The 13,813-nt window shown below is 42.6% G+C and carries 10 protein-coding genes; 6 read left to right on the top strand and 4 right to left on the bottom strand.

Going from position 1 to position 13,813, the window contains the following annotated elements; genetic code table 11:
- Nucleotides 1-2: 2 nt before the first annotated feature.
- Nucleotides 3-2,036, bottom strand: coding sequence for a thioredoxin domain-containing protein (locus tag ACYZZR_RS00735; protein ID WP_461532070.1), 2,034 nt, complete (start codon nucleotides 2,034-2,036; stop codon nucleotides 3-5).
- Between the two features lie 99 nt (nucleotides 2,037-2,135).
- Nucleotides 2,136-2,339 (bottom strand): dodecin family protein, encoded by a 204-nt coding sequence (locus ACYZZR_RS00730; protein ID WP_461532069.1) that lies wholly within the window; start codon nucleotides 2,337-2,339, stop codon nucleotides 2,136-2,138.
- A gap of 182 nt (nucleotides 2,340-2,521) precedes the next feature.
- Here ACYZZR_RS00730 and ACYZZR_RS00725 point away from each other — a divergent pair, with 182 nt between their 5' ends.
- On the top strand, nucleotides 2,522-4,795 hold the full coding sequence (locus ACYZZR_RS00725) for an inorganic phosphate transporter (protein ID WP_461532068.1): 2,274 nt from the start codon (nucleotides 2,522-2,524) through the stop codon (nucleotides 4,793-4,795).
- A 116-nt stretch (nucleotides 4,796-4,911) separates the two neighbouring features.
- On the opposite strand, the gene ACYZZR_RS00720 is transcribed toward ACYZZR_RS00725, so the two are convergent.
- Nucleotides 4,912-5,817, bottom strand: a complete 906-nt coding sequence (locus ACYZZR_RS00720; protein WP_461532067.1) for a NifU family protein — start codon at nucleotides 5,815-5,817, stop codon at nucleotides 4,912-4,914.
- A gap of 126 nt (nucleotides 5,818-5,943) precedes the next feature.
- On the opposite strand from ACYZZR_RS00720, the gene ACYZZR_RS00715 reads away from it, so the two are divergent.
- The 3 genes from ACYZZR_RS00715 (at nucleotide 5,944) to tssD (ending at nucleotide 8,064) form a co-directional block, all read left to right on the top strand.
- The gene (locus tag ACYZZR_RS00715) at nucleotides 5,944-6,456 is read left to right on the top strand and encodes a gamma carbonic anhydrase family protein (RefSeq protein WP_461532066.1); all 513 of its coding nucleotides are present in this window, start codon (nucleotides 5,944-5,946) and stop codon (nucleotides 6,454-6,456) included.
- 162 nt (nucleotides 6,457-6,618) lie between these two features.
- Entirely contained in the window at nucleotides 6,619-7,494 is an 876-nt protein-coding gene (gene fabD / locus ACYZZR_RS00710) for an ACP S-malonyltransferase (RefSeq protein WP_461532065.1), read from the top strand.
- Between the two features lie 183 nt (nucleotides 7,495-7,677).
- Nucleotides 7,678-8,064 (top strand): type VI secretion system tube protein TssD, encoded by a 387-nt coding sequence (gene tssD, locus ACYZZR_RS00705; protein ID WP_461532064.1) that lies wholly within the window; start codon nucleotides 7,678-7,680, stop codon nucleotides 8,062-8,064.
- A 5-nt stretch (nucleotides 8,065-8,069) separates the two neighbouring features.
- Here tssD and ACYZZR_RS00700 read toward each other — a convergent pair whose 3' ends face one another.
- The gene (locus tag ACYZZR_RS00700; protein WP_461532063.1) at nucleotides 8,070-8,753 is read right to left on the bottom strand and encodes a cell division ATP-binding protein FtsE; all 684 of its coding nucleotides are present in this window, start codon (nucleotides 8,751-8,753) and stop codon (nucleotides 8,070-8,072) included.
- Between the two features lie 228 nt (nucleotides 8,754-8,981).
- Between ACYZZR_RS00700 and ACYZZR_RS00695 the strand changes: the two genes are divergently transcribed.
- Both ACYZZR_RS00695 and ACYZZR_RS00690 read left to right on the top strand, forming a co-directional pair.
- Nucleotides 8,982-12,011: a tetratricopeptide repeat protein gene (locus tag ACYZZR_RS00695; protein WP_461532062.1), complete on the top strand. Its 3,030-nt coding sequence runs from the start codon at nucleotides 8,982-8,984 to the stop codon at nucleotides 12,009-12,011.
- A 20-nt stretch (nucleotides 12,012-12,031) separates the two neighbouring features.
- Nucleotides 12,032-13,810 carry a TonB-dependent receptor gene (locus ACYZZR_RS00690; protein WP_461532061.1) on the top strand — a complete coding sequence of 593 codons (1,779 nt, stop codon included), beginning with the start codon at nucleotides 12,032-12,034 and terminating at the stop codon, nucleotides 13,808-13,810.
- Nucleotides 13,811-13,813: the final 3 nt, after the last annotated feature.

Genomic DNA, 13,813 nt, shown 5'->3' with positions numbered 1-13,813 from the left:
GATTATTTGAGCTTTGCGATGGCTTCGCCTACTGTGGCGACAGGGAGTTCGCAGGCTGAGTTTTGACATACGTATATCAGGGTGTCCTTATGTTGGTGCCGCTGTTGTAAGAGAGGTAGGTCGGACTTTTCAGTGGCGCCGCTCACAGTTTTCAAAGGGAGATAGTGGTTGTTGATTTGTTTTGTAAATGTCTCGGCCTGCGGTCCGGATACGACTATTTCTCGAAAACCAGAAGTGTGATAGAGCATAAGGCTGAGCCAGTTGGCGTGAAAGGAAGGATGACTCTGTATGTCGTCTGTCATCTGCCGCAGCATCAGACTTGCCGTTTCTCGGTATCTTTTATCGTTGAAGTGCCTAGACAGTACAAAGAGGTTTTTAGCCATGGTGGAATTGGAAGCCGGAATGACGTTGTCTTGCCTTTCTATACTTCGTGTAATAAGCGCTGAGTCTTGCTTGGAGGTGAAATAAAACATACGACTTTGCATATCGTAGAAGTGTGTGAAAACATAGTCGGTAAGTTTTTGCGACAGCTGTAACCACTTCGGATTGAGGGTGGCTTCATGAAGGGCGATAAAGGCGTCTATAACCGTGGCGTAATCTTCCAGAAAGGCATTGATATTGCTTTTTCCTCCTTTGTGATTGCGGTACAGCCTTCCGTTACCGTCGTATTGTTTTTCGAGAATAAAAGAGGCATTTTTCAAGGCTGCTTCTAAGAAAGACACTTCTCCAAAAACTTTATAAGCATCTGTATACCCCTTGAGCATTAGGGCATTCCAAGAGGTTAGTATCTTGTCGTCGAGGCGAGGGCGAGGGCGCTGTTCTCTGTGGTGAAGAAGTAGTTTTTTCCAGGAAGTCAGTTTGTTGTGAAGAGCACTTTTTTTAATGTTGTTGCGAGTGGTAACTTCCTCGTCAGATGCATTGCGGATGAGTACATACTGATCTTCTTCCCAAAAGCCGTAATCGTCAATATTGTAGTACTCTGCAAAGAGAGGGAAATCATCTCCGAGCAGGGTTTTGAGTTCTTCTTTTTCCCAGGTATAGTAGGCACCTTCCCGAAGTTGTCCTTGGCTATCTGTGCTGTCGGCGTCGAGCGAAGAATAAAAAGCTCCTTGGTTGTCGGTCAGTTCCCGACTGACGAATTCTAAGGTTTCGTAGACCACTCTTTTGTAAAGCTCTTTACCCGTAGCTGCATAGGCATTGGCATATAGACTTACGAGCTGCCCATTGTCGTAAAGCATTTTTTCAAAATGTGGAATATGCCACTTGCGATCTGTGGAGTAACGTGAAAATCCGCCTCCAATCTGATCGTATACCCCTCCGTAGGCCATTTTGGTCAGTGTGAGATTTGTGTATTCCAACAGCGACCTATCATTTTTAGTCACAGCGTACTCCAACAAAAAGGAGATATTGGCCGGCATCATAAATTTAGGAGCTCTGTCAGGTCCCCCGTATTCGTGGTCAAATTCAGCCGACCATTTAGAAACGGCATTTCTGATTGGCTCCTCTGAAAAGTTAATACTGTCGTGTTTTGGAATTACACTCTCCATCCTCAACAGTCCCTGCTCTAATCTTGTGGCATATTCCCGCAGCTTCTGAGGATCCTGTTCATAGAGGTCGTATATCTGCCACAGTGTTCCCGTCCATCGATCTTTCGGAAGATAAGTGGCACCCCATACCGGGCGGCCATCCGGGAGGGCTACAATATTCAGAGGCCATCCGCCCTGTCCGGTCATCACCTGTAAGGCAGTCATATACACCTGATCTACATCCGGACGCTCTTCTCGGTCTACCTTGATATTGATAAAACAGCGATTCATCACCTCGGCGACTTCGCTGTCTTCAAAACACTCCTGCTCCATAACGTGACACCAGTGGCACGAGGCATATCCTATACTGATGAGTAGCAATCGATTGGAAGCGACAGCCTCTTCGAGAACTTCCGATTTCCAAGCCTTCCATCGAACCGGATTGTAGGCGTGCTGTAACAGATAAGGACTGCTTTCGTGAACAAGGTCGTTGGCGTGAACTTCTGCCATGGAAAATGTTTTTAGTAAGGCGGTGAAATAAGGTAAAAAAGCGTATCAACACTATTGAAACGCTTTTTTTAAGAGCATTTTTTACTGTAGACGTTTTTTTTAATCCTGTACTTCAAAAGTGATTTTGAGGTTAACTCGAAACTCACTGATATCACTGCCCTGTACTACGGCGCTCTGATCCTGTACGTACACCGATCGGATGTTTTTTACGGTTTTTGAGGCTTGGGCAATGGCTTTTCTGGAGGCGTCTTCCCAGCTTTGGGAAGAGCTTGCCAATACTTCGATTACTTTTAAAACTGCCATAATATCAAATGTTTTAATTGATTACTCCTGTAAGATAAGAAAAAAAAACGCTGTAATTAAGGTAAAATGCCTTAAATTGTAGATTGACAAACTGTTGTAAATTTCTGCGTAATATTTTCGTAACATTAAATTAACTTTAGTTTGGTTTAGTTGGCAGATTTTTGCACCAGTAAAGAATACGTATGGAACAGATATATATAGTGATGCTTATAGCCCTAGCGCTATTGGCAGTGTTGGATTTGGTAGTAGGAGTTAGTAATGACGCCGTAAACTTTCTGAATTCTGCAATAGGGTCTAAGGCGGTTTCTATGAAGACCATTATGATAGTGGCGAGTGTAGGGATTGCTTGTGGAGCCTTGTTTTCCAGTGGAATGATGGAGATAGCACGTAGTGGTATTTTTGTTCCGGAAATGTTTAGCTTTCAGGAGGTTATGATTATTTTTATGGCTGTAATTATTGCCGATATTCTCTTGTTAGACTTTTTTAACTCTGTGGGCTTACCCACTTCTACCACTGTATCCATAGTTTTTGAATTGCTTGGGGCTGCCGTATGTCTTGGTGTCTATAAAATTGTGGTACAGGAAGGCGATATTATGAGCTTGGGAGAGTATATCAATACGTCTAAGGCTACGCAGATTGTAGTTAGTATTCTACTTTCTGTAGCCTTGTCATTTACCCTCGGATCTTTGATACAATATATCTCCAGACTTATTTTTACCTTTCAATTTGAAAAGAAGTTGAAGTACGTAGGAGCTATTTTTGGAGGTCTTGCCATTACAGCGATTACCTTTTTTATACTGATTAAGGGAATGAAAGGCGTTTCCTTTATCCCGGCTGAAATTCACGAGTGGATAAAAACACATCAATTGACGATTGTCGGTATAAATTTGGTGTTTTGGACGGTGTTGTCGCAGGTGTTGATGAGTGTTTTTAGGGTTAATATCCTTCGTTTAATTATCATTATAGGGACTTTTGCTTTAGCGATGGCCTTTGCTGGGAATGATTTGGTGAATTTTATCGGAGTTCCTATAGCTGCTTTCCAGTCGTATGGCTTTTTTACAGATTCTGGTATGCCTGCCGATACTTATATGATGGAAGCACTGGCTAGCGAAGAAATTGTAGCACCTTTTTATTTCTTGTTGTTTGCAGGAATAGTGATGGTTATCACTTTGTGGACCTCTAAAAAGGCTCGCGAAGTTATCGCTACCGGAGTAGATTTATCTCGCCAAGGAGATGGGGCAGAAAAATTTGCTCCTAATACTCTATCGCGTTTTATAGTAAGAGCTTCAGTATATGTAGGAACCGGTATTAATTATTTGATGCCTCAATCCTTACAACTCAAAATCGATAGACGATTTGAACAAGTTGAGGTTAAACAGAGAAAAAAGAGGGATGCACCGGCCTTTGATATGGTAAGAGCTTCGGTAAACCTGATGGCAGCCAGTATATTGATTTCTATAGGAACCTCGATGAAACTTCCGCTTTCCACTACTTATGTAACATTTATGGTGGCAATGGGTTCGTCTTTTGCCGACCGAGCTTGGGATAGAGAGAGTGCAGTATACCGGGTAGCTGGGGTGTTTAATGTTATTGGAGGGTGGTTTCTCACGGCAGTTGTAGCTTTTGTAGTTGCTGCCTTTTTGGCGTATTTACTCACTATTGGAGGTGTGGCATCGCTGATAGGATTGCTGATCTTGGTTGCTGTATTGTTGTATAGAAGTTCAAGGGTTTACGCACGTAAAAACCAGGAGAAAGAAGAGCAGAAAAGGCTTAGAACTGAAGACATAATTACTATACACGAAATTGTAAACGACAGTTCAGATCACATCTCTAAGGTTATAGCAAAGACTAATAAATTGTATACCGAAGTGGTTGATAATTTGGGGCTTCAAGATCTCAAAAAATTGAAGAAAAACAGAAAAACCCTTAGAAAACTGGAGGATGAGGTCGATGAGCTGAAAGGAGAATTGTTCTATTTTATAAAATCATTGGACGAATCTTCGATGGAGGCCAGTAAGTTTTATATTTTGATGCTGGATAATCTGCAGGATATGGTACAGTCTATAGGTTATATTGTAAAGAATAGCTATTCGCACGTAAACAACAATCACAAAAACCTCAAGTTTAATCAGATACGCGATCTGAAGCGGATAGACAGCGATCTACAGGTGTTGTTCGATAAAATTCAGGATATTTTTGAAAAAGAATCCTTTAAAAAGATAGATGGTATACTGGAAGAAAAGCAGGAGTTGTTCGATAGAGTTTCCGATTTGGTACAGCGACAAATAGATCGTATTCGAACCACAGAAACCAGTCCTAAAAACACCAAGCTGTATTTTGGATTGCTGTTGGAGACTAAAGACCTTATCTCTGCCAGTATGAACCTGTTGGAACTCTTTAGGGATTTCTATACCGATTATAAGGAGGTTAAGGAAAAGAACTTTACCGTACTGTAGACAGTAGGAAACAACGACTGAAAAATAAAAAATCCCGAAAACTGCGATAGTTTTCGGGATTTTTTATTTAAATGCCACAGCTTGGTGTAAGTACACCTTAGCGCTGTAAGTTGATGTTATCCGTTGATAGCTACTACTTCATTGACTTTGCCGTGAAGCATTTCCTTGAGCATGGTCTCTATGCCGTTTTTGAGCGTAAATGTAGATGAGGGACAACCACTACAGGCTCCCTGTAATACGAGTTTTACCACTTTACTCTCTTCGTCATACGATTCGAAAAGAATATTGCCTCCGTCGCTCGCAACAGCAGGCTTGACGTATTCTTCGATAATATTGACAATCTCCTTAGAAGTTTCCCCGAGATCACTGTGGTTTACTTCCGGGTCGATAACACTTTTATTAGTTTTTTGCGCTTTAATAGTATCAGAGACTACCGGTTTGCCTTCTTCGAGGTACACCCGTATGTATTCCCGTAGTTCCATAGTGATGTCGTTCCAATCGGCTATGTCGTATTTGGTGATTGAGATATAGTTCTCGTCTATAAAAACCTCTTTTACAAAAGGGAAGTGAAAAAGCGATTGTGCCAGAGGGGCATCTTTAGCTTCGTCTATATTCTTAAATTCAAAGGTGGAGAGTACCAGCTTTTTGTTGGCCACAAACTTGAGTACTGCCGGATTCGGAGTGCTTTCTGCGTAGATGGTATAAGGCAATCGGGTTTCTGTTTCCGTTTCGTTTACGACCGCTTTACCACTCTCGAGATAATTGGCTATCTGAGCGCCTACCTCCTCTTGTACATCTTGCCAAGATACGATATCATACCGCTCTATGGCGATAAAATTCCCAGAGATAAATACAGTTTTTACGAAAGGTAGGTAAAAGAGCTGTTGAGCCAGCGGAGATTCTTTGGCCTCGTCTATATTTTTGTACTCATAGCTCTTGTGTTCTGTGAGGAAACGAGAAGCCTCAAATTTTATAATGGCCGGATTGGCGGTAGTTTTTATTGTTATAGTACTGTTTTCCATATCAATTGCAATTTGGTGCAAAGTTACACATAAGAAGTGAGAATGTAGCAGGTGATCTGTCAATTACTTTTTCTGGTGACCTACACTTGTCTATATTTGTAGTCGTTACAGTAAACACTAAAAAGTATGATAGTAAAAGAGGTTAACGGTAAAGCTCCTGTAATGGGGAAAGATTGTTTTATAGCTGAAAACGCAGTAATTGTTGGAGAGGTAAAGATGGGAGATGAGTGCAGTATATGGTACAACGCTGTAATAAGAGGTGATGTACACTATATTACTATGGGCAATAGGGTGAATGTACAGGACGGAGCTGTTATTCACGCCACTTATCAGAAGTCGCCTACTACCATAGGTAACAATGTTTCCATCGGGCATAATGCCCTCGTACACGGCTGTACCATACACGACAATGTGCTGATTGGTATGGGGAGTATTGTGATGGACGATTGTGTGGTGGAGAGCAATAGTATTATTGCTGCGGGAGCAGTGGTGACCAAAAACACCAGGGTAGAATCTGGAAGTGTTTACGCAGGAGTACCGGCGAGAAAGGTAAAAGATATAAGCAGAGAACTTATCTCTGGGGAAATAGAACGGATTGCTGCAAATTATGTGAAGTATTCCGGCTGGTATAAAGACTGATGGCAGATAAAAAGAGACTGTTTTTTTAGAATATTTTTGAAGATACCTACTGCCTGTAAACTATTTGTTATTTTTGCCACAAACTACAAACTACAAACTACAAACTACAAACTACAAACCACAAACCACAAACCACAAACCACAAACTAATAAACTAAAAGCATGAAAGCATATATATTTCCCGGTCAGGGAGCACAATTTTCCGGTATGGGAGCTGAGTTGTACGAGCAGTCGGAAACAGCGAGACGACTTTTTAATACGGCCAATGAGATATTGGGATTTTCTATTACCGATATTATGTTTAACGGATCAGATGAAGATCTCAGGCAAACTAGGGTTACCCAGCCTGCTATATTCCTACACTCGGTGATACTTAGTAAAACACTGGGGAATGACTTTACCCCCGATATGGTAGCCGGTCACTCTCTCGGAGAATTTTCTGCCTTGGTAGCCAATGGGACTCTTGGGTTTGAAGACGGTCTAAAACTAGTGTTTCAGAGGGCACAGGCAATGCAAAAGGCTTGCGAATTACAAGCGGGAACTATGGCGGCAGTTTTGGGGCTTGAAGATGCCGTGGTCGAGGAGTTGTGTAGTACTGCCGAAGGTATCGTTGTTCCTGCCAATTACAATTGTCCGGGTCAGCTCGTAATATCGGGAGAGATAGAAGCTGTAAACAAGGCCTGCGAAGCCCTTAAAGAAGCCGGCGCTAGAAGAGCTTTGGTGCTTCCAGTAGGAGGCGCTTTCCACTCTCCTCTGATGGAGCCAGCTCGGGAAGAACTCGCTTCGGCCATAGAGCAAACAAGCTTTAATGCTCCTATATGTCCCATATACCAAAATGTTACTACTACGGCTGTTAACGATCCTGACGAGATAAAGAGAAATCTTATCGCACAACTTACCGCTCCGGTAAAATGGACGCAGAGCGTTCAGCAGATGGTAGCCGATGGTGCTAGCCTGTTTACCGAAGTAGGTCCGGGTAAAGTGTTGCAGGGACTGGTAAAGAAAATAGATCGAAAAGCAGAAGTTACTTCGGCCTGATATTGTTAAGGCTCATGTGAGATATAGATTTTTATCAATACAAATTATGAAGTCTTTCTCGTAATTTGAGTGTTCTTAAATTTGCCAGTATTGTGCAGAATGCTATTGTAGAATAGTAGTATCTTTAATATCTTGCAGGTTGTATTTTAATGTTTTGTTTTTGTTAAATATCATTTTGTATATATGTCATTCAAGGCGGTTTTAAAGATTGGCGACAAGCAGATAAATGTTTTAAGAGTCAATTACGATCTGGCACAGGAGGTTGATGCTACGGGTCGCCCTTCGTCTGTAACGAGAGGAGGAAGAATCAATATCACAGTTGAATCTACAGGAGATTCTTTCTTTTTTGAGTGGATGACCAACAGTTTTGAGCGCAAGAGTGGAAGTATTGTCTTTCTCAAGAGGCATACAGATGCCAAGCTAAAAGAGGTGAAATTTACAGAGGGTTACTTAGTCAAATATCGAGAAAACTTTGAGTCTACCGGCTACAATCCTCTGATGGAGACCTTTACTATTTCCTGCCGCGAACTCTCATGTGGCGGGGGTGTTCATGAAAACATGTGGGTGTAAGCCCGTCAAATATTTTTCTGAACCACTTCAAATACTTTACTACCGTCGCATTTTAAGGTTTTGGAAGGGAATTTGAGTAGCAGGGCATAGTCGTGGGTAGCCATGAGAATAGTACGTCCGTTTTGGTTGATTTCCTGTAACACTTTCATCACCTCAACGCTGGTTTGTGGGTCTAGATTACCGGTGGGCTCGTCGGCAAGTATAAGTTCGGGGTCGTTTAGCAGAGCACGAGCTATGGCTACGCGCTGTTGCTCTCCTCCCGAGAGCTGATGTGGAAATTTAAACCCTTTGGTCTTCATGCCTACGCGTCCGAGTACCTCTTCTATACGCGATACCATCTTGTCTTTGTCTTTCCATCCGGTGGCGCGTAGTACAAACAGGAGATTGTCGTTTACCGTACGATCGGGCAACAGGTTGAAATCCTGGAATACGATACCGAGTTTGCGACGGAGAAAGGGGATGTCCTTCTCCTTTAATGTCTTCAGGTCGAAGTCGGTCACAGTACCCGATCCCTGCGTAAGAGGTAGGTCGCCGTAAAGGGTTTTCATAAAACTGCTCTTTCCACTGCCAGTTTTCCCGATGAGATAAACAAATTCTCCTTTGTTGATACTGAGATTGATTTCGCTCAAAACCAGATTTTCTCTTTGGTAAATGGCAACATCGCGAAGCTCTACTATGGTATTTGACATATTCAGGCTTTTATACAAATGGTAAAAATAATAAAACTTGGGAGTAGCTGCAGTAAAGATGGGATTAATTTCTTTTGCATTGCTATAATCTTAGCTCGAGTATCGATAACCTAAAAATATTCTTTTCCTTTTTGACAAACCTTAATCTCTTTGTGGATAATTATCGTTAGAAAGCTGCGTTATAGGTTGTATATTGGATTATCTTTGATCGAAGAAAAAAAATGTTCTATGCAGTTTAAAAGGCTTATTTCACTTGTTGCCGGTTGTTGTGTACTGTCTACTGCAACTGCTCAATTATCAGAAGTTTACACCTATACCGATAAAGATTATGGAAAAGCACTGGAGCTATATCACAACAAACAATACAGTGCTGCCCAGCGCATTTTTGAAAAAGTAAGGTCGCGTACTCACGACCAAGAACTGGCGGCCAACAGTGCGTATTATGTGGCTAGTAGTGCTATAAGGCTACAGCAGACCGGGGCTGAAAAGCTCATGGAAAATTTTGTAGAAAATCACCCCACCTCTTCCAAGAGAAATACCGCCTATATCGACGCTGGGGATTATTACTTTGCTCGCGGGCAATATCCTCAGGCTCTAAAGTGGTATAACAAGACGGAAGAGCAAGAGTTGAGCACTACAGAAAAAGAGTCCTTTAACTTTAAAAAAGGATATGCCTTGTTTGCTGTAAAACGTCCTGATGAAGCCAAAACTTATTTCAATCGGGTAGCTTCTTCAGAAACATATGGAGACAGAGCTAAGTACTATTTGGGATATATGGCTTATGAAGGTGACGATTACAACGAAGCTACAGTTTATTTTGATCAGGTGTCTAACAACAGAGAGCTGAACAAGAAGTTGTCGTACTACCAGGCAGACATGAGTTTTAAGGGAGGCAAGTTTGAGGAGGCAGTTCGCCTTGCCAAAGAACAACTCCCAAAATCGAATCCGGCAGAGATTTCAGAACTCAATAAGATTATTGGGGAAAGCTATTTTAACCTCGAGCAATACGAGGCAGCCATACCTTATCTGCAAGGATACAAGGGGAAGAAAGGCAAGTGGAATAATACCGATTTTTATCAATTGGGATATGCTTATTACAAGCAGGGTGATTACGAGAAGGCCATAGGACAGTTTAACAGAATTATAGGAGGTAGTGACTTTGTAGCCCAAAACGCCTATTACCACCTTGCCGAATGCTATCTCAAAGAGAACAGAAAGCAACAGGCACTCAACGCATTTCGGAATGCGTCGGAAATGGATTTTAATGCCGAGATTACAGAAGATGCCACGCTCAATTACGCCAAGCTGAGTTACGATATCGGAAACCCATATCAAAGTGTTCCTGAAGTGCTGCATCACTTTGTGGAACAATATCCGAATTCCGAATTTCGTCAAGAGGTAGAAACCTTGCTTGTCGACTCCTATGTGACGTCTAAGAATTACGACGCTGCCCTAGAACTCCTCGAGAAAAGCAATAGTTACGGGAATGCAGCGGTATACCAGAAAGTCGCTTTTTTTCGCGGAGTGGAATTGTTTAGAGATGGGGAGTTTGAAGAGAGTGCATCCTACTTTGACAAGGCTATAGCCAAAGCGGAAGACGAAGAATACACGGCGAGAGCCATTTACTGGAGGGCAGAAACGGCATACCAGAGGAACAACTATGAGGAAGCGGCAAAATACTTTGAAGATTTTTTGGGAGAGCCCGGGGCATATCGGACTCCCGAGTTTTACAAGGTCGCCTATCAACAGGGATATGTCGCCTTTAAACAGAGAGATTACGAAAAGGCAATTGGGTATTTTGAGAAGTATACAGACAGCGAAAGCAGTCTGGAAGATCGAAAACGACTAAACGATGCATGGGTGCGCCTGGGCGATAGTTATTTTGCGACCTCAAAATACTGGCCGGCTATGGAGGCCTACAACAGTGCTATAGCGATGCGTGAAGGTCAGGAAGATTATCCTTCTTTTCAAAAGGCCATAAGTTACGGTCTCGTAGATCGCGAAGAGAAAAAAATAGAGTCCCTCAACGCCTTTATTCGAGATTTTCCCGATTCAGGTCTGCGCGATGATGCTATTTACGAACTGGGAAATACCTATGTGGGTCAAAATCGCTTAGACGATGCTACCGAGATGTATCGCCGCTTGGTAAAAGAATACCCTTTGAGTCCGTTTGCAGCGAAATCCATGCTTCGCGAGGGGCTGGTGTATTACAACGACGGGTCAAATGAAAAGGCATTGGAAAAGCTCCTCGCTGTGGTCGATTATTTTCCGAACACTTCCGAGGCCTTGCAAGCGGTGTCGACAGCCAAAATGATATATGTAGATATGGGACAGGTAGAAACCTATGCCAATTGGGTGAGAGGACTCGATTTTGTAGAAGTAACCGATGCTGAACTCGACAATGCAACTTTTGCTTCGGCAGAGCGACAGTACGCACAAAGCAAGTCGGAAGAGGCTACTAAAGGATTTGAAACCTACCTCGATAAATTTCCGAAAGGATTGCACGCAAATGAAGCTCATTTTTATGTGGCGCAATCTTATGACGAGAGAGAGGATATAACAAAGGCAATGTCTCATTATGAAAAGGTAGTGGAAGGGGGAAGAAATGAATACACCGAGCAAGCTCTGGTGCGACTCGGACAGCTATATCTCGACGGAAAAGATTACAAAAAAGCCCTTCCGGTACTGTCTAGACTGGAAGAAGAAGCCGGCTCTCCTCAACATTCTCTTTTTGCCAAGTCGAACCTGATGAAAGTACAGCGGGAGTTGGGTAATAATACGGAGGCAGTTACTTATGCGAAGGCACTGTTGGAAGATGGAGATACCGATGTGAGAGTCAGGAGAGATGCTCATACCATCATCGCGAGATCGGCCGTTGTGGCGGGAGACGACCCTACGGCAAAATCGGCTTATAAAGCCTTGGCAGAAACAGCTACCGGAGCTCTGGCTGCAGAAGCGCTTTATTACGACGCCTATTTTAAAAATAAAGAAGGCGAGTACGAAGCCTCAAATGAGCAGGTACAAAAACTCGCTGAGGAATACTCCGGATACAAGGAGTTTGGTGCTAAAGGATTGTTGGTAATGGCCAAGAATTTTTACGCTATGGGAGATGCCTTTCAGGCTACCTATATTCTCGACAACCTGATTAGCAGTTTTAGCGATTATCCTGAGCTGGTAGATGAAGCACGTACCGAACTCAACCGAATCAAGGCCGAAGAAGCCAAGACGAATTCTTCAGTAAACCTGAATAATAATTAAAATCCTATACCTGAATAGTAATGTATCATAAACCTAAAAATACCGGAAAACAGCGCCAGAATATCTTCTCATATACTTCTTTGTCGCTTTTTATCACTGTGATATGTGCGGCTACGGGAATGTATGCACAAGAAAAGGAGGATATAGGAACAGAAACGGTAAATGTGATAAAATCTTATAAGGCCAAATTACCCGAAGCCGTTAAAATAAGGGAGGAACCCATACTAAAAGATACTGTGTTGTTACAGAAAAAAGAGATTGATTACAATATTTTCTCAGTACCGGTAGCGTCGACTTTTGTACCAGAAAAGGGGAAGGTAGCCGTGATGGAAAAAAGAAAAAGAGAGGTGTTGTACAACAGCTATGTGTCTCTCGGATTGGGAAATTACAGCTCTGCCTTACTGGATTTTTACACCAGTCAGGAGTTAAGTGAGGATCAGTCGTTTGATGTCGGATTGAATCACCATTCTTCTCTGGCTCAATTGAATGAAACCGAACTCGATACTAAGTTTTTTGACACTCGTTTGGAAGCGTCCTATCGCAATGCCGGGCGTTTTTACCGATGGGGACTCAATGCCGGGTTTCACCATCAGATATACAACTGGTACGGACTACCAGAAGAGGCGGGTTTTGATTTGCCGGTGATAAATAGTATAGACGAACGACATACCTATTATACGGCTTCGGTAGGTGGACAAGTGGAGGCTGTAGAAGAATCGGTGTTTACCGGAGGAGAATTGTCGTATAAGCGTTTCTGGGATGCGGAGAGCTCTGGAGAGAACAGACTGATATTCAAACCTTCTTTTGAGTTTTCCATATCTGAAGAACAGAAGATAAGCACACGTATTGTAGCTGATTATGTAGGGGGTGAGTTCAGACACCACTACTACAGTGGAGAAAAAGTGAAATACGGCAATCTGTTATTGGGAGTCAACCCCAATTATGTATTCGGAGGAGACGATTATACGATTAATTTCGGGGCCTGGATCTTTTACGGAATGGATATAGAAAACAGGGATAACGATGTTTATATCTATCCTCAGATAGAGGCATCTTATCGTTTGGCAGATGAATATGCTACGTTGTACGGAGGTGTAAAAGGAGGGCTCGATCAGAATTCGTACCACGACCTGGCACAGGAGAACCTCTTTGTAGCACCTTCGCTATTTATAAGTCCTACAGATCGTAAATACGATGCTTTTGTAGGGTTAAAAGGAAAATTATCTACCGTGGTTGGCTATAATATAAAGGCGACATATAAGGCAGAGAAGAACAAAGCTCTGTATCAGGCAAATCCGGTGATTTCGGATATGCCAAATAACGAGGGGTATATGTACGGCAATTCGTTTGGGGTAGTATACGACGATGTAACGACCTTTTCAGCATTTGGAGAACTGCATGCCGATATCAATCGCAATCTCACACTCGGAGTCAATGCAGAGGTATCAGGATATGATACAGACGAACAGGAAGAAGCTTGGAACCTCCCCGTGTACAAAGGCTCGCTCTTCGGCGATTATCGCATAGGTGAACACTGGTCGGCTGGAGCCAATATGTTTTTTGTGGGTAAGCGAAAAGATTTGTACATACCGTTCAACAGTACTCCTTCAAGTCCTGAAATTGTAGACCTGGATGGTTATGTCGATATTAATCTGCGCTTAGGATACAGGTTTAACGACCAGGTTTCGCTGTTTGCCAAAGCCAATAATATTGCTAATAATCGCTACACACGATGGATGAATTATCCTGTTCAGGGCTTTCAGATTTTGGGAGGAGTCACCTATAAGTTTGATATGTAAACG

Origin of the sequence: Sinomicrobium sp. (assembly GCA_029266035.1) — a bacterium.
Lineage (GTDB): Bacteria > Bacteroidota > Bacteroidia > Flavobacteriales > Flavobacteriaceae > Sinomicrobium.
This window is presented reverse-complemented; position numbering and strand designations above follow the sequence as displayed.